Genomic DNA, 26,265 nt, shown 5'->3' on the forward strand with positions numbered 1-26,265 from the left:
AGGCTTTCGCTTGCCACCGCGGCGCGCGGCGCGGTCTCGATGGCCACCACCGGCACCTGCCGGCCGGGCACCGCGTCGGCCAGGGCGCGGCTGCGGTCCCCATCCACGGTGACGCGCACCTGCGCCGTGCCGCCCTCGGGCACCCCGAGCAGCGAGGCGGCCCGCGCCGACAGCCCGATCACGCGCCCCCGCCGCACCGGCCCGCGCTCATTGACGCGCAGCGTCAGCGAACGCCCGTTCTCGAGGTTCGTCACCGTCACCACCGCCGGCAGTTGCAGCGTGCGATGGGCGCCGAGCGCGCGCCCGTCGCTCCAGGCTTCGCCATTCGCCGTCCGCTCGCCCCAGCCGGGCCCGGCATGGCGTGTCGCAAGGCCGGTCTCCACGAGCGAGAAATCCTCCCGCGGATAGGACCAGACGCCGCCCATGCTGTAGGCGTCGCCGACCGTGTAGCGGGCGGGCGTGCCCGAGCAGCCGGCCAGCAGCGCGGCGAGGAGAAGGAGCGGCGCCCTCACCCCACCCGGTCCGACAGCAGCCCGACCGCGAGACCGTAGTTCACCGGGGAATTGTACCGCCGGATGACGCGCAGGTTGTGGTGGCCGAGGAAGACCTGCCCGCTGCCGCGGCTGGGAAGGACGATGCTCGCCTCCGGCCCATCGGTCGGCAGCGGGTTGCCGTTGGCGTCGCGGAAGCCCATGCGCGCGAAATCGCGCAGCGGGCGGCGGCTCTCGGTATCGGCGCCGGAGAGGCTGAAGCCCGGCGGCGGCCGCACCTCCCGCCCCCAGGGCTCGCCCTCGCGCCAGCCCGAACGCTGGAAGTAGTGGGCGATCGAGCCGAGCGCATCGGCCCGGTTCTCCCAGATGTCGCGCCGCCCGTCCCCGTCGAAATCCACCGCGAGCCGGTCGAAGTTGGACGGCATGAACTGCGGCTGCCCCATCGCGCCGGCCCAGGAGCCGCGCATGCGGTCCGGGCGGATGTGCCCCTCGTCGAGGATCTTCAGCGCGGCGAATAATTCGTTGCGGAAGTAGGAAGCGCGGCGGCCTTCCCAGGCGAGCGTCGCCAGCGCCTCGACCACGCTGAAGCCGCCGGTATTGCCGCCGAAATTCGTCTCCACGCCCCAGATGGCGACGACGACGCGCGGTGAGACGCGGTAGCGCTGCTCGATCCGGCGCAGCAGGTCGGCGCTCTCGCGATACAGCCGCTGGCCGTTCTGGATGCGGGTCGGCGTGACCATGATGCGGTCGCGGTATTCCTCCCACGGCAGCCCGCCCTCGGCCTGCCGGCGGTCCAGTTCGATGACGCGGGAATTCGGCCGCACGCCGGCGAAAGCCGCGGCCAGCGTCGTCTGCGAGATGCCGCGCCGGCGGGCCTCGGTCTTCACCCCATCGACGAAACGGTCGAAGGGGACGGAGGACACGGGCTCGACCATCGGCGCCGCCTCGGCCGAGACCGGTGCCGATGCGGCCGGCGGGTTGGCGGCGGCGGTGCATCCCGCAAGCGGCGCGGCGGCGAGGAAAAGGCGACGGGCGATCATGGCCCGGACGTGCCATGCGCGCGGTGCGGATGCAAACACCTGTTGCATGCCTTGGCGCCACCGACCGGAGTGATAAGGTCCGGCCCATTCCCGGAGGACAACGCAATGGCTGCCGTCACGCGCGAACTCGCCGCCTTTACCGCCGCGATCCGCTACGAATCCCTGCCCGCAGAGGTCCAGGAGCGGACGCGCTTCCTCGTGCTCGACCTCGTCGGCAACATGCTGCGCGGACGTCACGATACGGAGAGCACGGCGCCATTGCTCGCGGCGGTGCGTGCGCTCGGCCTCGCCGCCGGCTCCGCCGCCGTGTTCGGCGATTCGGCGCGCTACACGCCGGCCGGCGCGGCGCTGGTGAACGGCACCACGGCGCATTCGCTCGACTTCGACGACACCCATGCCGCGGGCACGCTGCATCCCGGCGCGCCGGTGATCCCGGCCGCGCTCGCCGCCGCCGAGATGGTGGGCGCCGACGGCAAGACCGTGCTCGCCGCGATCGTCGCGGGCTATGAGGTGACGTGCCGCCTCGCCCTGTCGCTGCCCGGCGGCGACCATTACGAGCGCGGCTACCACCCGACCGCGACCTGCGGCGCCTTCGGCGGCGCTGCGGCGGCGGCGCGCGTGTTCGGTCTTTCGGCGGAGCAGGTCGAAAGCGCCTTCGGCATCGCTCTCTCCCAGGCGGCGGGCTCGCTGCAGTTCCTCAACAACGGCGCCTGGACGAAGCGTTTCCAGGTCGGCTGGTCGGCGCTGAACGGCCTCACCGCCGCCTGCCTGGCGCGCGAAGGCTTCCGTGGCGCCGGCGAGGCGCTGGAAGGCCGCGCCGGCTTCCTGCGCGCCTATGCCCCCAACCCGAAGCCCGAGCGCGCCCTGCAAGGCCTTGGCTCCGAGTGGGAACTGATGGAGACGGCGGTGAAGCCTTATCCGTCCTGCCGCTACGGCCACGCCAACGTCGATGCGGCGCTGGCGCTGCGCGCCGAGCTCGGGCTGAAGACCGAGGAGATCGAGAGCGTGACCATGGGCCTGCCCAACAAGGGCATGCTGCTGGTTGGCGCACCGACGCAGTACAAGCAGAACCCGCAGAACATCGTGGACGGCCAGTTCAGCGGCCCCTTCGTCGTTGCCTGCGCCCTCGCCCGCGGCCATTTCGGCTGGGACTCCTACGCCTGGCTGCAGGATGCCGACCTGCGCGGCCTGATGAAGAAGATCCTCCCGCAGGAGGATGCCGAGGTGGAGGCCGACTTCCCGGAATTCATGTCCGGCAAGCTGACGGTGAAGGCGCGCGGCCAGACCTTCGTGAAGAAGGTGAACATCCCGAAGGGCGAGCCCGCCAACTTCCTGACGGAAGACGAACTGCGGGCGAAGTTCCACGGCCTCGCGGATTCGGTTCTCGGCGCGGATCGGGCCCGCCAGCTTGCCGATGCGGTGCTGAACCTCGACAAGGCCGCCGACGTGCACGGGATGCTGCGGCTCGGCGCGCCGATGATGGCCGCCCGCCTGGCGGGCGAGTAACCCGGCACGTGGCGTCCGGATGGGTGGCCGAGCGGTCTAAGGCAGCGGTCTTGAAAACCGCCAGGGTGCAAGCCCTCGTGGGTTCGAATCCCACCCCATCCGCCATGGCGCGGCCCCACCCCGCCGGGCCGCGCGCGTGAGCCCCGGCGCGGACCTCCTGGTCGTGCTGCGCATCGCGGTCGCCGCGATCTCGCTCGGCGCGGCGGCGGCCGGCTTCCATGCAGGCTGGCAATCGCGGCACGCGCCCCGGCGCTTCATGTTCGCCACCCTCGGCGCGGCCGCCTGCGTGGTGGCTGCGGCACTTGCCACGGGCGGCGTCTTCGGCGCCCCCGCCCCCGCTGGCCTGCCCGGCTGGCTGCACCTGCTGCCCGATGTGATGCTGCCCGTGCTGCTGGTGGCCTTCCTGGCCGGCCTGCGGCGCCAGGACGCCGCCCGGCGCGCCGCCACGACCTCCTCCCCGCTCAACCCCGGCACCGGGCTGCCGAACCGCGCCGCGCTGTTCGGCCAGGTCGCGCCTGCGCTGGCGCGCAGCCGGCGCGAGGACGTTCCCTGTTCCGTCATCGCCGCCGCCGTGGACGGCCTGGCGGAGATCGAGGAACAGCGCGGCCCCGGCGCCGTCGCCGAGGTGCTGCGCGACTTCGCCACCGCCTTCCGGGACGCGACCCGGGCCGGTGACGTGGCCGGCCACCTCCGGCCGCAGGTCCTCGGCGCCCTGCTGCCCGGGGCGGAGGCCGCGCGCACCGTGGGCGACCGGCTCCGCGAGGAGATCTCCGTCCGCCTGCCCCACCCCGCCATGGATGGCCGCCGCCTGACGGTCAGCATCGGCATTTCCCTGGTCGGCGGCGGCCCTGCCTCCGCCGCCCTGGACGAGGCCTTCGCCGCGAGCGAGGCCGCACTGGTCGCCGCCCGCAGGGCCGGCGGCGACCAGGTGATGGTGGCCGAGCCCCCGCCGATGCGCACCGCCGAGCCGGTCTGACGGCACCCACCCGGCACCGTTCCCCGGCCACGGGAATGGGACTATCGTCAGCGGCGTGAACCTGCTTGCGCCCCCCCGCGCCCGGCTGCAGATCGAAGTCGTCTTCGACCTGATCTGCCCGTGGTGCTACCTCGGCACCCGCCGCCTGAGACGGGCGCTGCGCGCGCGCCCCGACATCCTGGCCGATATCACCTGGCGGCCCTTCCTGCTCAATCCCGACATCCCGTCGGGGGGGTTGCCGCGCCAGGAATTCCTCACGCGGAAATTCGGCGGCGAGGAGCGCGCCCGGCGCCTGCACGCCACGATCTCGGAACTCGGCCGCGCCGAGGGCGTGCCCTTCCGCTTCGAGCGCATCCTGCGCATGCCCTCCAGCCTCGACGCGCATCGCCTGGTGCGCTTCGCCGCGCGGGAAGGCCTGGCGCAGACGATGGTGGATTCGCTGTTCCACGCGTACTTCGCCGAAGGTGCGGACCTCGGCCACACCGACACGCTGGTGCGGCTCGCCATGCGCATCGGTCTCGAAGCGACGTCGGTGCACCGCTTCCTCGATTCGGGCGCGGAGGCGGATGCGGTGCATGCGGAAAACCTCCGCGCGCATCGCCTCGGCATCAACGGCGTGCCCTGCTTCGTCATCGCCGGCCGCCATGCGATCGCCGGCGCGCAGGAGCCCGAAGTGCTCGAACGCCTGATCGACGTCGCGCTTGTGGAAGATTGACGCGCGGGGCCTTGCGCGTCGCGCGCACCGCGTCTAAGGAGGCGTCCCCGCCAGGACGGGGGGCGCATAGCTCAGTGGTATGAGCGCCTGCTTGACACGCAGGAGGTCCGTGGTTCGATCCCACGTGCGCCCACCATTTCCCCTCTTTATTTGATCCTCAGGCGCCGGCGCCGCGCATCCGCGCGGCTTGGCTTTCGCGCCGTGCGCTGTTGCGCTGGCGGCGACTGTCGGGCTGGGCGCGGTCGCGCATGCGCGCTCCCGGCCCGAGGCAGGGCCTCGGGCCGCATGATCCCGGCTTCGACGATGTGGCGCTTCCCGGACACGCTTGCGGCCCGGGACAGTGCCCCGGGCCGCTGCTGCGTCATCAATGGTGCGCTGGGCGCCGCGCGCGCCTTCAGAACCGGTAGCGGAAGCCCAGGACGAAGGAGTTCGCGCCTTCGTACACGCCATTGTACGTGCCGAAGATTCCGCTGCGGTGCATGTAGCGGAACGCCACCTCGTACTGCGGGTAGTCCGGCAGCGCGACGGTGAGCTCCGGCGAGAAGAAGTTCAGCCAGTGCGACTGGTTCTGCTCCGGCCGCAGGTCGGTGCCGCGCTCGACGCCCGGCAGGCGCGTCACGTAGTCGGGGCCGAAAGACAGGCCGAAGGTCGTGTAGACGTAATCGGTCCAGGGGAAGCCATCGTAGCGGAGATAGGCCGCGGCCCAGAACTCGCCACCTTCCGTGTCGCCGAAGCGGTAGACGCCGCCGGCCTCCAGATCGACCATGAAGAAGCGCCAGAAGCGCGCGACGCGGTACTGGACCGCGCCGCCCGCCAGCGTGTCGTCGCCCCAGGACCCGGACCAGGGCGCGACGATCAGGTCGCGCAGCTTGCCGTCCGCCACCGAGGACCCGAGGAAAAGCGTGGCGGACCAGGGCCGCGCATCGGCCAGCGCGCGGGCGCGATCGCCGGGCGAAAGGCCCGAGAGGTCGGGTCCGGCGACGGAGGCCGTGGCCGCCGCGGGTGCCGCGACCACCCCAGGCACCGGCGCGGGCTCGGAGACCGGCTGCGCGGCCTGCGCGGGCAGCGCCTCCTGCCGCGGCATGGTGCGCCGTTCGGGCGGCGGACCACCGGCAACGAGCAGGAACGCGGTGGCCGCCAGGGAAGCAAGGCGGGCCGCCGGGCGGAATGCGAAGGACATGCGCACGGACCTCAGTCGGAACGGCATTCCGCTTAGGGCCGTGCTGCGCGGCTGGCAACCGCCCCCTCGACGATTCCGCAACGTCAGGCCGCGCGCGCCTGCCGCACCAGTTTCGCCAGGCCCGCCAGCAGGTCGCGCGCGGCCTTGACCCGATGCCCGAGGTCCATCTCCCGCAGAAGCGCGAGCTTGTGATCGGGCCGCAGCTTCACGGCCCCCTTCTGCGCCTGCACCCAGGCGACCAGCCCGCCCGGATTCGAGAATCGGTTGCCGCGGAAGGAGACCACCACCCCCTTCGGCCCGGCATCGAGCTTGTCCACCCCCGCCTCGCGGCACAGCCGCTTGATGGCGACGACCTGGAGCAGGTTCTCGACCTCGTGCGGCAGCGGGCCGAAGCGGTCCACCAGCTCGGCCGCCATGGCGTCGTTCTCGCCATCGGTCGCGAGCGCGCCGATGCGGCGATAGAGGCCGAGGCGCACCGGCAGGTCGGCGACGTAGTCCTCCGGGATGAGCACCGGCAGGCCGAGATTGATCTGCGGCGTCCAGTCGCGCTCGCTCTCGCCTTCGCCCTTCCCCTGCCCCGCCTTGATGTCGGCGACCGCTTCCTCGAGCATCTGCTGGTACAGCTCGATGCCGACCTCGCGGATCTGTCCGGACTGCTCCTCGCCGAGCAGGTTGCCGGCGCCGCGGATGTCGAGGTCGTGCGAGGCCAGCGTGAATCCCGCGCCGAGGTTGTCGAGCGTCTGCATCACTTCCAGCCGCTTCTCCGCGGCGGCGGAGAGGCGATGCGACTGCGGCCAGGTGAGATACGCGTAGCCGCGCAGCTTGCCGCGCCCGACGCGGCCGCGAAGCTGATAGAGCTGCGCCAGCCCGAACATGTCCGCGCGATGGATCAGCAGCGTGTTCACCGCCGGCATGTCGAGGCCGGATTCCACGATGTTGGTGGCGAGCAGGACGTCGTGCTTGCCGTCGCCGAACTCGGTCATCACCCGTTCCAACTCGGTGGGGCTGATGCGGCCATGGGCCTGGACGACGCGCGCCTCGGGGACGATCTCGGCCAGGCGTTCGGCGACCTTCGCCATGTCCTCGATGCGCGGCACCACGCAGAAGACCTGGCCGCCGCGGAAGCGCTCGCGCTGGATGGCCTCCCGCAGCACCACCGGGTCCCAGGGCATGATGAAGGTACGGACGGCGAGGCGATCCACCGGCGGCGTGGCGATGACGCTCATCTCCCGCACCCCGGTCAGGGCCAGTTGCAGCGTTCGCGGGATGGGCGTCGCGGTCAGCGTCAGCACATGCACGTCGGCCTTGAGCGACTTCAGCGCCTCCTTGTGCTTGACGCCGAAATGCTGCTCCTCGTCCACGATCACCAGGCCGAGGTCGGCGAATTCCACGGACTTCGCGAGCAGCGCATGCGTGCCGACGACGATGCTGACGTCGCCGGACTTCAGCCCCGCGCGCACCTCGGCCGCTTCCTTCGCGGTCACCATGCGCGAAAGCTGCGCCACCTTCACCGGGAAGCCCTGGAAGCGCGCGGCGAAGGTGCGCGCATGCTGGCGCGCGAGAAGCGTGGTCGGCACGACAACCGCGACCTGCGACCCGCTCATCGCCGCGACGAAGGCGGCGCGCAGCGCGACCTCCGTCTTGCCGAAGCCGACATCGCCGCAGATCAGGCGGTCCATCGGGCGGCCGGCGGAAAGGTCCTCCAGCACGTCCGCGATGGCGCGGGCCTGGTCCTCGGTCTCGGCGAAGGGGAAGCGGGCGCAGAACTCGTCCCACAGGCCCTCGGGCGGCGTCGCCAGCACGCCGTCCTTCATGCGGCGCAGCGCGGCGGTGCGGATCAGCTCGCCCGCCATGTCGCGGATGCGGGACTTCGCCTTGGCCTTGCGGTTCTGCCAGGAGACGCCGCCGAGCTTGTCGAGCGCGACGCCGGCCGTCTCGGTGCCGAAGCGCGAGAGGATCTCGATGTTCTCGACCGGCACGAACAACCGGTCGCCGCCGTCATAGGTCAGCCTCAGGCAGTCATGCGGCGCGCCGCTGACCTCGATGGTGATCAGCCCCTCGTACCGCCCGATGCCGTGGTCCTGGTGGACGACGAGGTCGCCTTCCGCGATCTCGGTGGCGTCGGCGATGAACTGGTCGGCGCGGCGCCGGCGGCGCGGCGGCCGGGCGATGCGCTCGCCGAGGATGTCCTGTTCCGCCGTGACGCAGATGCCGTCCGCGACGAAGCCGCGCTCCAGCCCCATGACGACCAGGGCGACGACGCCCTCGGGCAGGGCGCGGGCGGATTTCCAATCCTCGGCCGGCGCGGCGGCGACGCCGTTCTCGCGCAGCAGGTTCGCCATCCGCTCGCGCGAGCCTTTCGTCCACGCGGCGAGCAGCGGGCGGCGCCCTGCCTTCACCTGCCCGGCGGCGAGCCCGGCATAGGCAGCGAAGACGTTCTCGCCGGCGGTGCGCGCTTCGGTCAGCAAGGGGCCGGGGCGGCCGCCGGCCTCGATGCCGTCGGTGCCGTCCGGCTTGGCGAAGGGGTTGAATTGCAGCACCGGGCCGCCGGCGAGCATCTCGTCCCAGCCCTCGCGGTCAAGGTGCAGCGTCGCCGGCGGCGCCGGGCGGTAGGGTACTTCGCCCTCGCTCACCCGCACGGGCACGCGGCGGGCCTGGTAGTGGTCGGCCACCATCTCGAAGCGTGCGGTCGCCACCTCGTCCGCCTGGTGGTCGAGGCTGACCGAGGCACCCGGCGCGTAATCGAGCAGGGCCGCCATGGATTCATGGAACAGCCCGGCCCAGTGCTCCATGCCCGGATGCTTCCGGCCGGCGCTGACGGAGACATAGAGCGGGTCCTCCGCCGCCGCCGCGCCGAACAGGTCGCGATAGGCGGTGCGGAAGCGCGCGCGGGATTCCTCGTCGAGGAACACTTCCCCCACCGGCCGCAGGCGCAGTTCCGGCACGACCTTGCCGCTGCGCTGCGTCCCCGTGTCGAAGCGGCGCATGTCCTCGATCTCATCGCCGAAGAGGTCGAGGCGGACGGGGTCGTTCTCGCCGGCCGGGTAGAGGTCCACGATGCCGCCGCGCACCGCGTATTCGCCGTGCTCCATCACCGTGCCGGTGCGGTGGTAGCCATTGGCTTCCAGGAAGGTGGTCAGGGCCTCCGGCTCGACCCGGCCGCCCTTCTTCAGGTGCATCGTCGCGCCCTCGAAGGTCGCGGGCGGCGGCACCTTCTGGGCCAGGGCGTTCACGGTCGTCAGCAGGATGCGCGGGCGCGCGGGTTTCTCCAGCAGACGCGTCAGCGTGGCGACGCGCTCGGCGACGATCTCGGGGTTCGGGGAGACGCGGTCGTAGGGCAGGCAGTCCCAGGCCGGGAAGCGCAGCACCTCGACCTCGGGGGCGAAGAAGCCGATCGCCTCGGCCATGCGGGCCATGCGGGCGTCGTCGCGGCAGACATGGACCACCGGCGCGTCGGTTTCCGCCCGGCGGCGGCACAGGAGAAGGGCGTCGAAGCCTTCGGGGGCGCCGTGGACCGGGACGGCCCTCACCTCTCGGCTCCGGGAGGCACGCCGAAGCCCTTCTGCCCGCATTCGGCGGCCATGCGGCGGAGCATAGGGGTATCGGCCTCCGGCGGGATGGGCCGGCGGCCGGAAAGCCAATCCGCCAGGTCCACGTCCCAGTGTTCGAGGACCGCCTCGATCTCGTCGAGCTCGGCCTCGGAAAAGGCGGCGATGTTGCGGGTGACGAAGCCGCCGATCATCAGGTCGGCTTCCTTCGTGCCGCGGTGCAGGGCGCGGAAGACGAGGCGGCGGCGGCGGGAATCGAGATCCGGGGTGTCTGGCATGTCGGCGGGAACGTTTCCGGCTGGCATATAGAGGCCGATGGGAATCGTGTCAGCCCGCACAGACCCGACTTCGCCGCAGGGTGCCGATGCGCTGGCGCCGCTGATGGCGCCGCTCGTGGACCTCAAGGGCGTGAAGGAGAACGAGGCCCGCCTGATCGCCAAGGCCGCCGGCGGGTCGCGGGTACTGGACCTGCTGCTGCACCTGCCCGAGCGCTACATGATCCGCCGCCGGATCGTCCGGCCCTCGGAGGCGCCGGCCGAGGGCGAGGTTCTGGTCGCGGTCACCGTCGGTTCCCACAAGGCGGGGCGCTCCGCCCAGGGGCGGCCCTATGTGCGCCTCCGTTGCGAGGCCGGCGGCGAGCCGCTGACCGCCTTCCTGATGAACTGGCAGAAGGCCTGGGCGGAAAAGGCCCTGCCGGTGGGCGCGCATCGCTGGTTCGCCGGCGCGCTGAAGGAGGAGCACGGGGAATGGGTGGTGGTGAACCCCCAGGTCTCGGTGCGGGAGGACGGCATCCCGCTGATCCAGCCGGTCTGGCCGCTGAGTGGCGCGCTGACGCTGCCCCAGGTGTCGCGGGCCATGGGCGCGGCGCTGGCCCTGCTGCCCGAGATGCCGGAATGGCAGGACGCACCCCTGCTGCGGCGGGAGAAATGGCCCGGCTTCGCCCCCGCCCTGCGCGCCATCCAGGCCCCGGAGGCCGACCCCGGCGAGGCCCCGCGGCGACGGCTGGCCTATGACGAGTTGCTTTCCGGCCAGGTGGCGCTCGGCCTGGTGCGGCGAAGGTCGCGGGAGCGGCCGGGTCGGTCGCTGGCCGGGGACGGCGCGCTGCGGGCGCGTGCGCTGGCTGCCTTCCGCCACCAGCCGACCGAGGCCCAGCGCCAGGCCATCGCCGAGATCGATGCCGACCTTGCCGCGCCCCACCGGATGTTGCGGCTGCTTCAGGGCGATGTCGGCTCCGGCAAGACGCTGGTTGCCGTCATGGCCATGCTCCGCGCCGCCGAGGCCGGCACCCAGGCCGCGCTGATGGCGCCGACGGAACTGCTCGCGCGGCAGCACCTGCGGACCTTCCAGTCGCTCTGCGACGCCGCCGGCGTGCCGGTCGCGCTGCTGACGGGCAACGTGAAGGGCAAGGAGAGGAAACGCGTCCTCGCTGGCCTCGCGGACGGCTCCATTCCGCTCGCCCTCGGCACCCATGCGCTGTTCCAGGAAGGCGTGGCGTTCCGCGACCTCGGCCTTGCCGTGGTGGACGAACAGCATCGCTTCGGCGTCGCCCAGCGCCTGATGCTCGCGGAAAAGGGCGATGCCGTGGACATGCTGGTGATGACGGCGACCCCCATCCCGCGCACGCTGCTCCTGACGCAATGGGGCGAGATGGCGGTCAGCCGGCTCGCCGGGAAGCCGCCGGGGCGCCAGCCGATCACCACGCGCGTGGTCAGCCAGGACCGGCTGCCGGAGGTGGTCGCCCGCCTCGGTGAAGCGATCGCGCGGGAGGAACGTGCCTATTGGGTGGTGCGCGCCATCACCGGCTCCGAGCGTGACGATTCCGTCGCGGCGGAGGATCGCTTCGCCGAACTGTCCGCCCGCTTCCCCGGTCAGGTGGGACTCGCGCACGGGCTGCAGGACATCGCCGTACGGGAAGCCGCGCTCGCCGATTTCGCCGCCGGGCGCACGAAGATCCTGGTCGCCACGACCGTCGTCGAGGTCGGCGTGGACGTCCCCGAGGCCACCATCATGCTGATCGAACAGGCGGAACGCTTCGGCCTCGCCGCCCTGCACCAGTTGCGCGGCCGGGTCGGGCGCGGGTCGCGGCCATCATCCTGCCTGCTCGTCCATTCACCGGGGCTTACGGAGGGCGAGCGGCGACGCCTGCTGGTCCTGCGCGACTCCGAGGACGGCTTCGAGATCGCGGAGGAGGACCTGCGCGCTCGCGGCGGCGGCGATGCCCTTGGCGCCCGACAGGCCGGCTTGCCGGGCGCGCGGCTGCTCGACCCGCGCGAGGACGCCGAGGAATACGGCCGCCTGGTCCACATCGCCCATGACGATGCGGAAGTGCTGCTGCAACGGGACCCTGAACTGACGAGCCCGCGCGGCCAGGCGGCGCGGTTGCTGCTCGCGATCTTCGGCCATGACATGTCGATGGCCCCGCTGGATGCCGGATAGATGGCGCGCACCGCGACACTTGGACTTAACATATAATTAACTTAGCTTCATCATCCGGCAATCGGCGGGTGGAAAGCGTGCTTCTGTTCTGCGGATCGTCCAGCATCCTGCAATTCCCCCTGCGGAACGGCGGAAGCATCGGCCGATTTTCCTTCACCGGGTCATCCATCATCGGCCTGGCCAATGAAATATCCACGACCGGACACGGACCTGTCGTGAGGGGCCTGGTTCACCTTCCGGGTGAAAAGCTGTTCGTCCTTCTGTTCGGAAACATAGATCTGGACTTCATGTATTATCGGCAATGCTGCGTGAAAGGCGCAGCCGATATCGATGCCCATTTCACGAGATGCATATCGGCCTACAACAGGTTTCTCGAATCCCTCCTCAAGGAGGCCTCGCGCAGTGGATATCCTGTTCGGGTCTGCGTGCTCTCCCCCCAGCTAACGCCGATTCGCGACTCCGTCTTCGCCGAGGTCACCGCCAAGCATGCCCGTGTCCCGGAAGATGCCGTGCAAGCCCTGGGCGAGAGGATGGATGTTTCCCATCGCATGCGCCTGTCGCGCACGCAGGCCTTCAACGCCCGGCTGGAGCGGGAGATCCTGCCGGACGACCGGATCCGGGTGTTCCGGATCGATCAGGACATGGTCGACGCCAACGGCGCCCTGCACGAACGCTTCTACCCGCCGAACATACGGGATCATCACGCCAATATTCACGAGACGCTGAAATGCTGGCGCGTGGCGCTCTCGCATGACGTCCCGATCTTCCGCAGTTTCAGGCCGAAGGCGCCGCAGGACGCGGAACTCGCCGCGGTTGGCTGAAACCCTCCGGGAACTGCCCGGAAGGACGCGCGGTCCGCAACGCGTGTACCGGCGCTGAACCTGGATTCAGTGTCGTGATCGGCGCTCCTGTGCGATCCGGGCTCCCGGCCAGGGGGTTGCATCCCGCTCCCGCACGGGTCAAATCGCCGGCCGCCCGACAAGGCTTCTGGCCGGAACGGTGAACTTCAGGGGAGACCGGCATTGGCCGCGCTGATCGAGATCGAGCGCCTGACCAAGCGCTTCGGCGCCTTCACGGCCGTGGACGACGTGTCGTTCTCGGTCGATCGCGGGGAGGTCGTGGGCTTCCTCGGCCCCAATGGCGCGGGCAAGTCCACGACGATGAAGATGCTCGCCGGCTTCGTGACGCCGAGTTCCGGCACCGCGCGCATCTGCGGCGACGACGTGGTGGACCGGCCGGTCGCGGCGAAGCGCCACCTCGGCTACCTGCCGGAAGGCGCGCCGACCTATCCCGAGATGACAGTCACCGCCTTCCTCGGCTTCGTCGCCCGCATCCGCGGCTATCGCGGCTCCGAGGCCGCCGACCGCGTCGCCCACGCCATGGGCCTGACGCAACTCGAAGGCGTGCGCCTCCAGCCGATCGAAACGCTGTCGAAGGGCTTCAAGCGCCGCGTCGGCCTCGCGCAATCCCTGCTGCACGACCCGCCCGTGCTGGTGCTGGACGAACCCACCGACGGGCTCGATCCCAACCAGAAGCACGAGGTCCGCGAACTCATCCGCAGGATGGCGCCGGAGAAGGCGATCGTGATCTCCACCCACATCCTGGAGGAGGTCGGCGCCGTCTGCACCCGCGCGATCATCATCGCCGGCGGCAAGGTTCTGGCCGATTCCACCCCGCGCGCGCTGGCACCGCCCGGCATGTCCCTGGAACAGGTCTTCCGCGACCTCACCATGCCGAAGCCGGAGGCCGCGTGATGGCCGCGCTGACCGTCGCCCGCCGCGAACTCGCGGGCTACTTCGCCACCCCCGTCGCCTATGTGTTCATCGTCATCTTCCTGATGATGGCGGGCGCGCTGACCTTCACCCTCGGCGGCTTCTTCCAGCGCGGGCAGGCCGATCTCGGGCCGTTCTTCACCTTCGTGCCCTGGCTGTTCCTGTTCCTCGTGCCCGCGCTGACGATGCGGTTGTGGGCGGAGGAACGCCGGCTCGGCACCATCGAACTGCTGCTGACCCTGCCGCTGCCGCAATGGCAGGCGGTGGTTGGAAAATTCCTCGCCGCCTGGGCCTTCTGCGCCATCGCGCTGCTGCTGACCTTCCCGCTGGTGCTGACGGTCAACTACCTCGGCAACCCGGACAATGGCGTGATCGCGGCGGGCTATGTCGGCTGCCTGCTGGTGGCGGGCGCCTACCTCGCGGTGGGTGCGGCGATGTCGGCGACGACGAAGAACCAGGTCATCGCCTTCGTCCTCGCCGTCGCGGTGTGCTTCCTGTTCGCCGCGGCGGGCAGCCCGGTGGTGACGGAATTCCTCTCCCAGCGCATCCCCGCCCTGGCCGAGGTCGCCCGCGGCCTGTCGCTGACGGAGCGCTTCAACAGCCTGACGCGCGGCGTGATCGCGCTGCGCGACGTGGCGTTCTTCGCCACCTTCATCGGCTTCTTCCTGTTTGTGAACGCGGTGGTGATCGACCACCGGAAGGCGGACTGAGCGATGAGCGGCATGTCCTCCCCTCGTCCCGGCTCGCGCCGGCTCTGGTCCTCGCTGCTCGGCGTGGTCGCCGCGGCCGCGCTCGCGGTCGGCGTCAACATGCTGGTGGACCGGCTGGCGCCGCGCGCGCGCGTCGATCTCACGCAGCAGCGGCTCTACACGCTGTCGGATGGCACGCGCTCCGTCCTGCAGGGCCTGCAGGACCCGGTGACGCTGCGGCTGTTCTATTCCCGCCGCCTCGGTTCCGCCGTGCCCGCCTACGGCTCCTACGCCGAGCGCGTGCGCGCGATGCTCGAGGAATACGTCGCCGTCTCCGGCGGCAAGGTGCGGCTCGAGGTCTTCGACCCCGAACCCTTCAGCGAGACCGAGGACCGCGCGCTGGCCTACGGCCTCCAGGGCGTTCCCGTCGATCAGTCCGGCGAGCAGATCTATTTCGGCCTCGCCGGCGTGAACCTGCTGGATGACGAGCGGACCATCCCCTTCTTCCAGCCGGAGCGCGAGCGCTTCCTGGAATTCGACCTGACACGGCTGGTCTACGAACTGTCCAACCCGCGTCGCCCGGCCATCGGCGTCATGTCGTCCCTGCCGCTCAACGGCGACCCGCGCATGATGATGATGATGCGCGGCAGCCCGCAGGCGCAGCCCTATGCGGTGATGCAGACGCTGCGGCAGTTCTACACCGTGCAGGACGTGCCGCTCGACGCGCAGCGCATCGCGGACGAGGTGCAGGTGCTGCTGGTTGCCCACCCGCAGAACCTGCCGGACGCCACGCAATACGCCATCGACCAGTTCGTGATGCGCGGCGGCAAGCTCATCGTCTTCGTGGACCCGCATTCGGAAGGCCAGGCCATGCGCCCCGGCCCGGGCGGCCAGCCGAACACGCGCACGGCGTCGAACCTCGACCGCCTGCTGAACGCATGGGGCGTCGAGGCGCCCTCCGACCAGGTGGTGCTCGACCTGCGCGGCGCCTGGCGCGTGCGCGCCAACCCGACCGACCGCGTGCAGGCGGTGGACTACGTCGCCTGGTTCAACATGCAGGGCGATTCCATCAGCCAGGCCGAGGTCGCCACCGCGCAGCTCAACCAGGTGACTGTCGCTTCCTCCGGCATCCTGCGGCGGCGCGAGGGTGCCTCGATCGAGTTCGTGCCCCTGCTGACCAGCAGCGAGCGCAGCATGATGGCCGGCGTGGACCGGGTGAAGGACAACCCCGACCCTGCGCGCATCCTCGCCGAGTTCCGCCCCGACGGGCAGCGCCGCGTCATCGCGGCGCGTGTGCGCGGCGAACTCGCCTCCGCCTTCCCCGACGGCGCGCCCCCGCCGCCCGAGGGCGCCGAGCGCCCAGCGGACTTCCCCGCCCACCGCGCACGCAGCGAAGGCCCGGCCAACCTCGTGGTCATCGCCGATGCCGATATCCTGGAGGACCGCTTCTGGGTCCGAGTGCAGGACTTCTTCGGCCAGCAGGTGGCCACGCCCTTCAGCGACAACGGCGCGCTGGTGGCGAATCTCGTGGATACGCTGTCGGGCGGCGATGCGCTCATCTCGCTGCGCTCGCGCGGCGAATCCCTGCGCCCCTTCACCGTGGTCGAGGACATCCGCCGCGAGGCCGATGCGCGCTTCCGCCAGACGGAACGGGAGTTGACCGAACGCCTCCAGCAGACCGAGCGCCGCCTGCGCGAACTCCGCCAGGGCCAGGGCGGGGAGCGCGGCCAGTCCGGCGCCGTCATCACGCCGGAGCAGCGCGCCGAGATCGACGCCGCGCGGGCGCAGATCCTGCAGACGCGGCAGCAGTTGCGCGCCGTGCAGCTCGACCTGCGGCGCGACATCGAGGGCATGGAGACCTGGCTCAAGGTGCTGAACATCGCCGCCGTGCCGCTGCTGCTCGCGTTCTTCGCCATCGGCCTCGGCGTGGCGCGGTCCCGCCGCCGCGCCGCGGCGCGGTCGTGAGGAGGAGCGCATCATGAACCGTCGCACGCTCCTTCTCCTCAGCGGCGCCGCGGTGGTCGCGGTCGGCGGCGCGATGCTGCTGACGCCCGCGGACCAGCCGCCGCCTTCTCCCGCTGGCGCGGCGCTGGCCTTCCGCGGCCTTGCGCAGCGCCTGCAATCGGCCGCGAAGATCGAGGCGAAGCGCCACGATGGCACGCTCGAAATCACCCGCCGTGGCGAGACCTGGGTGCTGCCCGCCAAGGGCGGCTATCCGGTGCGGCAGGAGAAGGTGCGCGAGTTGCTCACCGGCCTGACCGAACTCCGCCTGACCGAGCCGCGCACGGCGAATCCGGAAATGCTCGACCGCCTCGGCCTGGAAGACCCGGCCCGCGACGGCGCCACCTCCACCCTGCTGCGCGTGCTCGACGCGCAGGGCGGGGTGATTGCGGAACTGGTCATCGGCCGCCGCCGGGTCCGCACCCAGGGCAATGTGCCGGAAAGCGCCTATGTGCGCCGGCCCGGCGAGAACCAGGCCTGGCTCGCCGAAGGCCGCATCCCGGTGGATGCCGACCCGCAGCTCTGGCTCGACCGCGACATCGCCAACCTGCCGCGCGAGCGCGTGCGCCGCGTCGCGATCTCCCGCACCGGCGCGCCGCCGCTGGTGCTGACGCGCAGCGCCGACGCCGACGCGAAGCTGCAACTGGCCGAACCCGCCGACGCCCCTCCCACCGACGAAACCGCCCTCGACGAGGTCGGCCGCGCCTTCGAATTCCTCACCTTCCTCGACGTGAAGCCCGAGGCCGAGATCCCCGGCGAGGCGCTGGGCGAGACGCGCTTCGAGCTTTCCGACAACCTCGCCGTCGTCGTGCGCCCGCGCAAGGACGGGGAGACGATCTGGATCACCCTCGCCGCCGAGGGCGACGACGAGGCCGCGCGCCTCAATGCCCGCTGGCGCGGCTGGGCCTACCAGGTCGGCCAGTGGAAGGAGAAGGCCTTCGTGCCGCTGCTCGCCGAGCTGCGCCGGCAGGAGGAACAGCGCACCGAACCCGCGGACGAAGCGCCGGAACAGCCAGCCGGCGCGACGGATGCGCCACCCCCGGCCCCGCAGGCCCCCGCCGCGGCGCAGGACACCCCCGCCGAAGCCCCGCGCCCGCCGCAGTGACCGGGCGCGAATACCCCGACCGCCCCTGGGTCGGCATCGGCTGCATCGTCTTCAAGGAAGGCCGCGTGCTGCTGGTCCGCCGGGCCAAGCCGCCGCGCCTGGGCCAATGGTCGCTGCCCGGCGGCGCCCAACATGTCGGCGAGCGCGCCGAGGAAGCCGCCCGCCGCGAATTGCGGGAGGAAGCCGGCATCGAGGTCGGCCGCATGGCACTCGCCATCGTGGTGGACGCGATCACCCGCGACGAGGTGGGCCGCGCGCTCTATCATTACACGATCGTTGATTTCGCCGCCGAATGGCTCTCGGGCGAGGCACGCGCCGACGACGACGTCAGTGCGGTCGCCTGGGCCGAGCCGGGCGAACTGGCCGCCTACGACCTGACCCCGCAGACGCATGAGGCGATCGCCGCGGCGCGGCGAGCACTCTCCGCCACGTAGCCAGCGGTTCCCGCGCCGCGTAGGGACGTTTCGCCGGGCGGCGGTGCCCCAGCGTGCGTCCCTCCCCGTTGCCCCGACGCACGGGGACGTTGCCGGTCGCTCGATCACGCGCGGTCCTGGCTCCCACGCACCGGCGCTCCGGTTCGGGTTCCTTGCGTGACGCCGCCTGCCCCCCGCTGCGCCAATGCGTGCCGCCGCTGCCACCTGCGGATGCAACCGCCGCGCTGCCTGCCTCCCTCGGATGCGCTCCTGGGCTTTTCGGACGGGCGCCGAGGCGTCAGTCTGCGGCCCCTTTTCACCATGCGAGGAAAGCAAATGCTCCAGACCACGCGCCTCCGACGTCGAACTGCCCTTCTCGCCGGTGCCGGCCTGCTCGCCGCGCCCGCTGTCGCCCGTGCCCAGCCACTCGCCGGCGGCCGCCCCGTCCGCGTCATCGTCCCCTTCCCGCCCGGCGGCGCCATCGACATCACCGGCCGCCTGCTCGCCGAACGGCTCGGCCAGGTGCTCGGCCAGACGGTGGTGGTCGAGAACCGTGCCGGCGCCGGCGGCCTGATCGGCGCCGATGCCATCGCCAAGGGCGACAAGGACGGCAGCGTCATCGGCTTGCTCGGCGTCACCATGTTCAGCGCCATGCCCTTCATGCACAGCCGCATGCCCTTCGACCCGCAGAAGGACCTGGTGCCGGTCACGCAGATCACCGACGGCGCGCTGCTCTGCGTCGTGAACGCGGACACGGCGCGGCGGCGCGGCTGGACGGACTTCCGCGCCCTGATCCAGTGGTCGCGCGCGAACCCCGAGCAGGTGAAGATGGGCTCCTCGGGGACCGCCACCTCCTCCCACCTCAACATCGCCGCGATCAACCGCTTCGCGAACGCGCAGATCCTGCATGTGCCCTATCGCGGCGGCGCACCTGCCATCAACGACGTGCTGGCCGGCAACATCGACATGATGTTCGACGTCATGCCCGCGCTGATGACGCATGTGGAAAGCGGGAAGTTCAAGGCGCTCGCCGTCTCCAGCGCCAATCGCCTGCCCATCCTCCCCGACATCCCCGGCATGAAGGAGTTCGCGGACCTGGGCCTCGGCAACCATGCGCTCGAGCCCTGGAACCTGATCGCCACGGCCGGCGGCACGCCGGAACCGATCGTGCAGCGCCTGTTCGAGGCCATCCGCACCGTCGGCCAGCAGCGCGAGTTCGTGGAGCGCCTGCGCCCCCTCGGCTACGGCAGCGTCGTCAGCGAGAGCCCGGCCGCCCTCGTGCAGCGGGTTCGGCAGGAGACGCCGCGCTGGCGGGAGATCGTCGAGATCTCGGGCGCGCGCCTGGACTGATACGGGCGGCTTCGCCCGTATCCTCCTTGTTTTGCACGCGGCCGCCCCACCAGCCCCGCGTGCCCATACGCCTGGCAATGATGCCGGGCGTATGGCGCCTCCGGCCGGTTCCCACGCCGCGGGGGCCGGCCGTTCAGCCGGCGCGGATGGCGGCTTCGACCGCCAGCGCCACCTTCAGCGCCCGGCGGCCCGCCGCGCCGTCCACCACGACCGGGGCGCCGTCCAGGCAGGCGGCGACGAAGGCGGCCTGTTCGTGTTCCAGGCTGTCGTGGTCTGTCCAGGTGCCGCGGTCGATGCCGCTGCCGGGCATGGCCGCCACCGCCTCCGCCCCGCCGCGCCGCAGCACGGCGAGCGAGCGGGCGAGGAAATCGACCGACATCTCTCCCTCGGTGCCCAGCACGCGCAGGCGCCGCTCCATCGCCAGCGAGACGCGCGAGGCCGTGAGCATCGCCGCCCGCCCACCGGGGAAGGCGAGCCGCGCCACGGCGAAGTCCGGCTGGTCCGAGGCGACGGCGGCGCCGACCGCCTCGACCCGCTCCGGCTCCGTGCCGGCCAGTTCGAGCACCAGGTCGATGTCATGGATCATGAGGTCGAGGACGACCGAGACATCCAGGCTGCGCGGCCGGAAGGGCGCCGCGCGCACCGCGTCCCAGGACAGCGCCCGGCCGCCGGTGGCGGCCCCGGTCACGGCGCGGAAGGCGGCGGAGAACCGCTCGATATGCCCGACCTGCAGCACCCGCCCCCGGGCGGCGGCCAGCGCGATCAGCGCATCCGCCTCCTCCAGCGTCGCCGTGATCGGCTTCTCGATGAAGACATGCCTACCGCTGGCCAGCGCGGCTTCGGCAAGGGCGAAATGAAACCGTGTCGGCGCCGCGACCACCAGGGCGTCGGCCGCCGCGATCAGGGCATCGGCCGCCATCGGCGGCGCGCCGACCTCCGTCCCGATGGCCGCGGCCCGCGCCGGGTCCGCATCATGCAGCCCGACCAGCCGCACGCGCGGGCTGGCGGCTGCCTTCAGGGCATGGAAGCGGCCGAAATGCCCGACCCCGAGGATGCCGAGGGCGAGTCTGCTGTCAGGGGCGCTCATGGCGGCGTCCTAAAGCAGTTCCGGTTCGGGTGGAATCACCCGCGCGGGTGAAGATGCCCGCGAAAACGAGGCTGGAGCGGCGGCACGCATCTGGAGGCCCCTCCGGGCCGGAATGGCGGGCATGAAAATCGGCCATCCCGGCGGGGTTGCATCCCCTGCCCCCCCTCGCCATTGTCCGCCGCCTGAAACCCTGGGGTACTGCCTGCCCATGCTTCACTTCGCCCGCTGGAAAACGGTCGGGATCCTGCTGGTCTGCCTGTTCGGGATACTCATCAATGTCCCGAACCTGCTGCCGCGTTCGGCCTTCCCGGAATGGTTCCCTGCCCGGCAGGTGAGTCTCGGCCTCGACCTGCGGGGCGGATCCTACCTGCTGCTCGAGGTGGACCTGAACACCGTGGTCCGCGAGCGCCTGGACAGCATGGTGGACGGTGCCCGCACCCGGTTGCGCACGGCCAATGTCCGCTACGTGAACCTGTCGGCCGATGGGCCGAACCGGCGCATGGGCCTGCGCGTGCTCGACGCGGCCCAGGTGCCCGCGGCGGTCGCCGCCCTGCGCGAGCTCGCGAACCCGGTGACGATGTCCACCGGACAGCAGGTCCCCGACATCGACGTCGCCAGCGCGCCCGACGGCACCGTCACCGCGACCCTCACCGAGGCCGGCCTGCGCGCCAAGGCCAGCGGCGCGGTCGAGCAGTCCATCGAGATCGTCCGCCGCCGCATCGACGAAACCGGCGTGGCCGAGGCACTGATCGCCCGCCAGGGCCAGTCCCGCATCCTCGTCACCCTGCCGGGCGTCGAGGACCCCAACCGCATCAAGGACCTGCTGGGCCGCACGGCCCGCATGACCTTCCACCTGGTCGACGAGACCGCGGCCATGGCGGCCACCCCGCCGCCCGGCGTGATGTTCCTGACGGGCGAGCGCGAGGGCGAACGCTACGCCGTGCGCCGCCGCGTCGAGGTGGACGGCGCCAACCTGACCAATGCCCGCGCCGGCCAGGACAGCCGCACCGGCGAATGGGTGGTGAACTTCACCTTCGATTCCGTCGGCACCCGCCGCTTCGCGCAGATCACGCGCGAGAATGTGGGCCGTCCTTTCGCCGTCGTGCTCGACGAAAAGGTCATCACCGCCCCTGTGATCCGCGAACCGATCATCGGCGGTCAGGGCCAGATCAGCGGCAACTTCAACGCGCGTTCGGCCAACGACCTCGCGGTGCTGCTGCGCGCCGGCGCCCTGCCCGCGCCACTGACGGTGGTCGAGGAACGTACGGTCGGGCCCGAACTGGGTGCCGACGCCATCCGCGCGGGCGTGATCTCGCTGGCGGCCGGCACGGTGCTGGTCTTCCTCTACATGGGCCTCGCCTACGGCCTGCTGGGCTGGTTCGCCAACATCGCCCTGCTGTTCAACATCGTCCTGCTGCTCTCGGGCATGACGCTGCTGGAAGCGACGATGACCCTGCCGGGCATCGCGGGCATCGTGCTCACGCTCGGCACCGCGCTCGACGCCAACATCCTGATCAACGAGCGCATACGCGAGGAAGTCCGCAACGGACGAACGCCGATCAATGCGCTGGAGGCCGGCTACACCAAGGCGTCCGGCACCATCATGGACTCGAACCTGACCAACCTGATCGCCATGGCCTGCCTCTACGGCTTCGGCTCGGGGCCGGTGAAGGGCTTCGCGGTCACGGTGGCGATCGGCACGGTCGTGCAGATGTGGACGGCCACGGTGCTGACCAGGCTCTTCGTCTCCTGGTGGTACAAGCGGACGCGCCCGAAGGAATTGCCGGTCTTCCAGCGGCCGGGCCTGTCGCTGTACGAGCGCCTGCGCCGGCCGCTCTTCCGCATCTTCCCGGACGGCACCCGCATTCCCTTCATGCGGGCGGCGCGGATGGGGCTGATCGGCTCTGCGCTGCTCTCCACCGCCTCGATCGCCATCGCCTTCTATCCGGGCCTGGAGAAGGGCATCGACTTCAAGGGCGGCATCGAGATGGAGGTCCGCACCCCCGCCGCCGGCGACATCGCCGCGCTGCGCGGCGCGGTCGGTGGGCTGAACCTCGGCGATGCCACCATCCTGCAGTTCGGCGACCACTCCACCTTCGCCATCCGCCTGCCCGCCCAGGGCGACGAGGGCGCGGTGCAGGCGGCGGTGAACTCCGTGCGCGGCGCGCTGGAGCAGGTCGCCCCCGGCACGCGCGTCCTGCGCGTGGAGGCGGTCGGCAACCGCGTCTCGGATGAGCTCTTCATCGGCGGATTGATGGCCCTCGGCCTCTCGTTCCTGGCGATGCTCGTCTACATCTGGGTGCGGTTCGAATGGGAGTTCGGCATCGCCGCGGTCGTCACGCTGATCCTCGACGTGACCAAATCCATCGGAATCATGGTCCTGTTCCAGATCGAGTTCAATCTGACGACCATCGCCGGCATCCTGACCGTCGTCGGCTTCAGCGCGAACGACAAGGTCGTGGTGTTCGACCGCATGCGGGAGAACCTGCGGAAGTTCAAGACGATGCCGCTCGAGCAACTCGTCGACCTGTCGATCAACGAGACGATGAACCGCACCCTCGGCACCTCCATGACGCTGCTGCTCTCCGCCGTGCCGCTGGCGCTGTTCGGCGGCGACACGCTCTCGGGCTTCGCCTGGGTGCTGATCGCCGGCATCGTCATCTCGGCCGGGTCGTCGGTGTTCATCGCAGCGCCGATCGTGCTGTTCACGGGACGGAAGCGGCTGCGGCGGGACGAACCCGCGGCGGCACCGGCGGGCGGGAAGCCGGCGCAGTAAAAAAGAAAGCCCCGGGGGAGAGAACTCCCCCGGGGCTTTTTTTGTCTGTCACCAACGGTCGCCGGCGCGAAACGCCGGCCCATCCTGCGACTGTCAGCCCTGCCAGGCGCGCCGGTAGAGGGCGACGATCTCCCCGGCCGAAGGGACGGCCGGGTTGTTGGCCGGGGAGCCGCTGGCGAGCGCCTGTTCCGCCATGGTGGGCAGCAGGCCGTCCCACTTCGCCGGGTCGATGCCAAAGGCGCCAGGCGTGGGCACGGCGAGATCGCGGTTCAGGTCGCGCAACTCCTGCAGCAGCTTCGCGCCTGCCGACTGGTCGCCTTCCGCAGCGGTCGCCACCCCCATCGCGCGCGCGGCCTCCGCATAGCGCGGCAGCGCGGCGTTCAGGCTGAACTCCGTCACCGCCGGCAGCAGCATCGCGTTGGAAAGCCCGTGCGGCACATGGAAATGCGCGCCGATCGGCCGCGACATGCCATGCACCAGCGCCACCGAGGAATTGCTGAACGCGATCCCCGCCAGCGTCGCACCCTTCATCATCGCCGCGCGCGCAACGGCGTTGGACGGCTCGCGATAGACCGTCCGCAGGTTCGGCGCGATCAGCCGCATGGCGCGCAGCGCGTATTCGTCGGCCTCGTCATTCGCGCGCTTGGAAACGAAGGCCTCCAGCGCATGGGTCAGGCTGTCGATGCCGGTATCCGCCGTGGTGCGCGGCGGCACGCTGAAGGTCAGTTCGAAATCCACCACCGCCGCCAATGGCAGCGCGCCGAGCCCCGCGATCAGCATCTTCTCGTCGCGCTCGGCGTCGGTGATGACGGTGAAGCGCGTCGCCTCGCTGCCCGTGCCCGCCGTGGTGGGAATGCAGATCACCGGCAGCGCCCCGCGGTTCGCCTGCGCCGGCACCTTGAAGTCGCGCATCTTCGCGCCCGGCGCCGCCGCGCCGAGGATCGCCATGGCCTTCGCCGTATCCATCGGGCTGCCGCCGCCGAAGCCCACCAGGCAGTCGTAGTCGCCGGCCTTCATCGCCGCGACGCCGGCCTCGATCACCGTGTCGGTCGGGTCGGGCACGGTGTCCGAAAACACGCTCGGCGCGATGCCGGCCGCGCGCAGCGGCGCCAGCGCCTTCTCGACGGTGCCGGAGGACACCATCCACGGATCCGTCACCACCAGCGGCTTCGACAGGCCGAACTGGCCCAGCACCTCGGCCAGTTTCCCGACCGCGCCGCCCCCGATCATGAGCAGGCGCGGCGAGACGAAACTCGTAGTCATCACACTTTCCCTTCGCGAAGCATGGCGATGATGCCGGAGAAATCCTTCCCCGCCCCGCCCTCATCGACGAAGCGACGGAACAGTTCCAGCGCATGCGCGCCGAGCGGCGTCGCAGCCCCCACATCCTTCGCCGCCATCTGCGCGAGGCCAAGGTCCTTCAGCATCAGCGCCGCGGCGAAGCCCGGCGTGTAGTCCCGGTTAGCCGGGCTGCCCGGCACCGGCCCCGGCACAGGGCAATAGGTCGTCAGTGCCCAGGACTGCGCCGAGGACTTCGATGCCACGTCGAACAGCGCCTGGTGCGACAGGCCGAGCTTCTCGGCCAGCACGAAGGCCTCGGAGGTCACGGTCATGATCGCCGCGAGCATCATGTTGTTGCACAGCTTCGCCGCCTGCCCCGCACCCGCATCGCCGCAATGGACGATGGTGCGGCCCATCGCCTCGAGGATCGGCCTGATCTTCGCGAAGGCATCCGCCGGCCCGCCGACCATGAAGGTCAGCGTCCCCGCTTCCGCCCCCATCACCCCGCCCGACACCGGGGCGTCAAGGAACGGCTTGCCGGCCGCCGCCGCGACCTCCCGCGCCGTGCCGACGTCGATGGTCGAGCAGTCGATCAGCGTGGCGCCGGCGCCCGCGGCCTTCGCCATGCCGCCCTGCCCCAGCCAGGCGTCGCGCACATGCTCGCCGGCGGGAAGCATGGTGATCACGAAATCGGCGTCCTTCGCCGCCGCGGCGGCGGAGAAGGCGGCCGTCGCGCCGGCGGCCGCGACACCGTCCACCGCCGACTGCACGATGTCGAAGACGGCCACGCTGTGGCCCGCCTTGACCAGGTTGCGCGCCATCGGCGCACCCATGTGGCCGAGGCCGACGAAACCGATCCGTGCCATGCTTCCCTGTCCTTCCCTGTGTCCCTAGTCGGCCCGGATGCCGACCCGCCGGATCAACTCCCCGAGCCGCACGAACTCACGCTCGTTGCGCGCCTGATACACCTCCGGCGTGCCCGGCAGCGGGCGCGCGCCGAGTTCCGCCATGCGCGTCACCGTCTCCGGCTTCTCCAGCCCGGCGCGCAGCGCCGTGTTGATGCGCGCGATGATCTCCGGCGGCGTGCCGCGCGGCGCGACGAGGCCGAACCAGGCCGTCACCTCATAGCCCGGCAGAGTCTCGGCGATGGCCGGGATCTCCGGATTGGCGGGCCAGCGTTCGGCCGAGGTCACCCCGATCGCCACCAGCGCCCCCGACCGGATATGCGGCATGATCGAGGGCAGGTTGTCCGTGCCGAAGGCGATGCGAGCGGAAAGCAGGTCCGGCATCATCGCCGCGCTGCCGCGATAGGAGACATGCGTCGCCTCGAACCCGCCCATCAGGCGGAACAGCTCGGCGGCGAGATGCGTCGAGCCGCCGACGCTCGTCTCCCCGTAGGCGAGGGTCTGCCGCTTCGCCAGCGCGATCAGCTCCGCCGCGTTGCGCGCCCCGATCGAGGGATGCGCCGCGATCAGGTTCGGCACTTCCGCGATCTGGCTGATCGGCAGGAAGTCCTTCAGCGGATCGTAGCCCGCATTGCTGTAGAGATGCGGATTGATGGCATTGGTGCCCGGCGAGCCGAGCAGCAGCGTGTAGCCATCCGCCGGGCTGCGCAGCACGGATTGCGCGGCGATGTTCGAACCGGCGCCCGGCCGGTTCTCCACCACGACTGGCTGGCCCAGCGATTCCTGCAGGATCTGCGCCGCGATGCGCCCGAGGATGTCGGTCGTGCCGCCGGCCGGGAAGCCGACCACGATGCGCACGGGCCGGTTCGGCCATGGCGCCTGCGCGACGGCAGGCGCCGCGATCAGGGCCGAGGCGCCGGCCAGCAGCGAGCGACGACGGAATGTGGTGGTGGTCACCTTGGCCAATGTTCCCTCCCGGGGGATGTTTGTCCCC

At 71.1% G+C, this 26,265-nt stretch carries 21 protein-coding genes and 2 tRNA genes; 14 read left to right on the top strand and 9 right to left on the bottom strand.

All coding sequences use genetic code 11. From position 1 onward, the window contains the following. Both GXW76_RS08885 and GXW76_RS08890 read right to left on the bottom strand, forming a co-directional pair. On the bottom strand, positions 1–512 hold a 512-nt coding region (locus GXW76_RS08885; RefSeq protein WP_338150918.1), incomplete at its 3' end, for a septal ring lytic transglycosylase RlpA family protein. After that, a complete protein-coding gene (locus GXW76_RS08890; protein WP_211861656.1) occupies positions 509–1,531 on the bottom strand; it encodes a lytic murein transglycosylase in 1,023 nt (340 codons plus the stop codon). The genes GXW76_RS08885 and GXW76_RS08890, both read right to left, overlap by 4 nt. 105 nt (positions 1,532–1,636) lie before the next feature. On the opposite strand from GXW76_RS08890, the gene GXW76_RS08895 reads away from it, so the two are divergent. From GXW76_RS08895 to GXW76_RS08915, 5 genes are all read left to right on the top strand, one after another. After that, positions 1,637–3,037, top strand: coding sequence for an MmgE/PrpD family protein (locus tag GXW76_RS08895; RefSeq protein ID WP_211861657.1), 1,401 nt, complete (start codon positions 1,637–1,639; stop codon positions 3,035–3,037). A gap of 17 nt (positions 3,038–3,054) precedes the next feature. Then, positions 3,055–3,142 (top strand) — tRNA-Ser (locus GXW76_RS08900). Positions 3,143–3,173: 31 nt separating this feature from the next. Continuing rightward, positions 3,174–4,013 (top strand): GGDEF domain-containing protein, encoded by an 840-nt coding sequence (locus GXW76_RS08905; protein WP_211861658.1) that lies wholly within the window; start codon positions 3,174–3,176, stop codon positions 4,011–4,013. A 55-nt stretch (positions 4,014–4,068) separates the two neighbouring features. Then, positions 4,069–4,728: a DsbA family oxidoreductase gene (locus GXW76_RS08910; protein ID WP_211861659.1), complete on the top strand. Its 660-nt coding sequence runs from the start codon at positions 4,069–4,071 to the stop codon at positions 4,726–4,728. A 60-nt stretch (positions 4,729–4,788) separates the two neighbouring features. Continuing rightward, a tRNA-Val gene (locus GXW76_RS08915) sits at positions 4,789–4,864 on the top strand. 258 nt (positions 4,865–5,122) lie between these two features. Here the strand turns inward: GXW76_RS08915 and GXW76_RS08920 are convergent. The 3 genes from GXW76_RS08920 to GXW76_RS08930 all read right to left on the bottom strand — a co-directional run bounded on the left by GXW76_RS08920 (position 5,123) and on the right by GXW76_RS08930 (position 9,734). Then, positions 5,123–5,908 carry a hypothetical protein gene (locus tag GXW76_RS08920; protein ID WP_211861660.1) on the bottom strand — a complete coding sequence of 262 codons (786 nt, stop codon included), beginning with the start codon at positions 5,906–5,908 and terminating at the stop codon, positions 5,123–5,125. An 83-nt stretch (positions 5,909–5,991) separates the two neighbouring features. Continuing rightward, positions 5,992–9,480, bottom strand: a complete 3,489-nt coding sequence (gene mfd / locus GXW76_RS08925) for a transcription-repair coupling factor (RefSeq protein WP_211861661.1) — start codon at positions 9,478–9,480, stop codon at positions 5,992–5,994. Further along, entirely contained in the window at positions 9,435–9,734 is a 300-nt protein-coding gene (locus tag GXW76_RS08930; RefSeq protein ID WP_211861662.1) for an FAD assembly factor SdhE, read from the bottom strand. Before GXW76_RS08930 ends, mfd begins: the two co-directional genes overlap by 46 nt. 37 nt (positions 9,735–9,771) lie before the next feature. On the opposite strand from GXW76_RS08930, the gene recG reads away from it, so the two are divergent. From recG to GXW76_RS08970, 8 genes are all read left to right on the top strand, one after another. Further along, entirely contained in the window at positions 9,772–11,892 is a 2,121-nt protein-coding gene (gene recG, locus GXW76_RS08935; RefSeq protein WP_211861663.1) for an ATP-dependent DNA helicase RecG, read from the top strand. Between the two features lie 68 nt (positions 11,893–11,960). Beyond that, positions 11,961–12,713 carry a hypothetical protein gene (locus GXW76_RS08940; protein ID WP_211861664.1) on the top strand — a complete coding sequence of 251 codons (753 nt, stop codon included), beginning with the start codon at positions 11,961–11,963 and terminating at the stop codon, positions 12,711–12,713. A gap of 201 nt (positions 12,714–12,914) precedes the next feature. Then, positions 12,915–13,646, top strand: a complete 732-nt coding sequence (locus tag GXW76_RS08945) for an ABC transporter ATP-binding protein (protein WP_211861665.1) — start codon at positions 12,915–12,917, stop codon at positions 13,644–13,646. Continuing rightward, the gene (locus GXW76_RS08950; RefSeq protein ID WP_246514047.1) at positions 13,646–14,374 is read left to right on the top strand and encodes an ABC transporter permease; all 729 of its coding nucleotides are present in this window, start codon (positions 13,646–13,648) and stop codon (positions 14,372–14,374) included. Before GXW76_RS08945 ends, GXW76_RS08950 begins: the two co-directional genes overlap by 1 nt. 3 nt (positions 14,375–14,377) lie before the next feature. Further along, positions 14,378–16,318: a GldG family protein gene (locus GXW76_RS08955; protein WP_211861667.1), complete on the top strand. Its 1,941-nt coding sequence runs from the start codon at positions 14,378–14,380 to the stop codon at positions 16,316–16,318. 13 nt (positions 16,319–16,331) lie between these two features. Beyond that, positions 16,332–17,459, top strand: coding sequence for a DUF4340 domain-containing protein (locus tag GXW76_RS08960; protein WP_211861668.1), 1,128 nt, complete (start codon positions 16,332–16,334; stop codon positions 17,457–17,459). Then, positions 17,456–17,893, top strand: a complete 438-nt coding sequence (locus GXW76_RS08965) for an NUDIX hydrolase (RefSeq protein WP_211861669.1) — start codon at positions 17,456–17,458, stop codon at positions 17,891–17,893. Before GXW76_RS08960 ends, GXW76_RS08965 begins: the two co-directional genes overlap by 4 nt. 315 nt (positions 17,894–18,208) lie before the next feature. Further along, complete coding sequence (locus tag GXW76_RS08970; protein WP_211861670.1) at positions 18,209–19,222, top strand: Bug family tripartite tricarboxylate transporter substrate binding protein; 1,014 nt, start codon at positions 18,209–18,211, stop codon at positions 19,220–19,222. Positions 19,223–19,355: 133 nt separating this feature from the next. Here the strand turns inward: GXW76_RS08970 and GXW76_RS08975 are convergent, their stop codons facing one another. Further along, on the bottom strand, positions 19,356–20,309 hold the full coding sequence (locus tag GXW76_RS08975) for a Gfo/Idh/MocA family protein (protein WP_211861671.1): 954 nt from the start codon (positions 20,307–20,309) through the stop codon (positions 19,356–19,358). A 208-nt stretch (positions 20,310–20,517) separates the two neighbouring features. On the opposite strand from GXW76_RS08975, the gene secD reads away from it, so the two are divergent. Next, the gene (secD, locus tag GXW76_RS08980) at positions 20,518–23,085 is read left to right on the top strand and encodes a protein translocase subunit SecD (RefSeq protein WP_211861672.1); all 2,568 of its coding nucleotides are present in this window, start codon (positions 20,518–20,520) and stop codon (positions 23,083–23,085) included. A gap of 93 nt (positions 23,086–23,178) precedes the next feature. Here the strand turns inward: secD and GXW76_RS08985 are convergent, their stop codons facing one another. The 3 genes from GXW76_RS08985 to GXW76_RS08995 are packed head-to-tail and all read right to left on the bottom strand — an operon-like array spanning position 23,179 to position 26,228. Next, positions 23,179–24,348 carry an iron-containing alcohol dehydrogenase gene (locus GXW76_RS08985; RefSeq protein ID WP_211861673.1) on the bottom strand — a complete coding sequence of 390 codons (1,170 nt, stop codon included), beginning with the start codon at positions 24,346–24,348 and terminating at the stop codon, positions 23,179–23,181. Further along, a complete protein-coding gene (gene mmsB / locus GXW76_RS08990) occupies positions 24,348–25,232 on the bottom strand; it encodes a 3-hydroxyisobutyrate dehydrogenase (RefSeq protein WP_211861674.1) in 885 nt (294 codons plus the stop codon). Before mmsB ends, GXW76_RS08985 begins: the two co-directional genes overlap by 1 nt. A 24-nt stretch (positions 25,233–25,256) precedes the next feature. Beyond that, positions 25,257–26,228 (bottom strand): Bug family tripartite tricarboxylate transporter substrate binding protein, encoded by a 972-nt coding sequence (locus GXW76_RS08995; RefSeq protein WP_211861675.1) that lies wholly within the window; start codon positions 26,226–26,228, stop codon positions 25,257–25,259. Positions 26,229–26,265: the final 37 nt, after the last annotated feature.

This window comes from Neoroseomonas soli, assembly GCF_018129065.1.
In the GTDB taxonomy this organism is placed as follows: Bacteria; Pseudomonadota; Alphaproteobacteria; order Acetobacterales; family Acetobacteraceae; genus Neoroseomonas; species Neoroseomonas soli.

Bases quoted from the DNA above. Each gene is read 5' to 3' on its own strand.
- GXW76_RS08890 (WP_211861656.1), bottom strand. From the start codon at position 1,531: ATGATCGCCCGTCGCCTTTTCCTCGCCGCCGCGCCGCTTGCGGGATGC.
- GXW76_RS08955 (WP_211861667.1), top strand. From the start codon at position 14,378: ATGAGCGGCATGTCCTCCCCTCGTCCCGGCTCGCGCCGGCTCTGGTCC.
- GXW76_RS08985 (WP_211861673.1), bottom strand. From the start codon at position 24,348: ATGACTACGAGTTTCGTCTCGCCGCGCCTGCTCATGATCGGGGGCGGC.
- GXW76_RS08930 (WP_211861662.1), bottom strand. From the start codon at position 9,734: ATGCCAGACACCCCGGATCTCGATTCCCGCCGCCGCCGCCTCGTCTTC.
- GXW76_RS08960 (WP_211861668.1), top strand. From the start codon at position 16,332: ATGAACCGTCGCACGCTCCTTCTCCTCAGCGGCGCCGCGGTGGTCGCG.
- secD (WP_211861672.1), top strand. From the start codon at position 20,518: ATGCTTCACTTCGCCCGCTGGAAAACGGTCGGGATCCTGCTGGTCTGC.
- GXW76_RS08895 (WP_211861657.1), top strand. From the start codon at position 1,637: ATGGCTGCCGTCACGCGCGAACTCGCCGCCTTTACCGCCGCGATCCGC.
- mmsB (WP_211861674.1), bottom strand. From the start codon at position 25,232: ATGGCACGGATCGGTTTCGTCGGCCTCGGCCACATGGGTGCGCCGATG.
- recG (WP_211861663.1), top strand. From the start codon at position 9,772: ATGGGAATCGTGTCAGCCCGCACAGACCCGACTTCGCCGCAGGGTGCC.
- GXW76_RS08950 (WP_246514047.1), top strand. From the start codon at position 13,646: ATGGCCGCGCTGACCGTCGCCCGCCGCGAACTCGCGGGCTACTTCGCC.
- GXW76_RS08920 (WP_211861660.1), bottom strand. From the start codon at position 5,908: ATGTCCTTCGCATTCCGCCCGGCGGCCCGCCTTGCTTCCCTGGCGGCC.
- GXW76_RS08970 (WP_211861670.1), top strand. From the start codon at position 18,209: ATGCTCCAGACCACGCGCCTCCGACGTCGAACTGCCCTTCTCGCCGGT.
- mfd (WP_211861661.1), bottom strand. From the start codon at position 9,480: ATGCGGGCAGAAGGGCTTCGGCGTGCCTCCCGGAGCCGAGAGGTGAGG.
- GXW76_RS08975 (WP_211861671.1), bottom strand. From the start codon at position 20,309: ATGAGCGCCCCTGACAGCAGACTCGCCCTCGGCATCCTCGGGGTCGGG.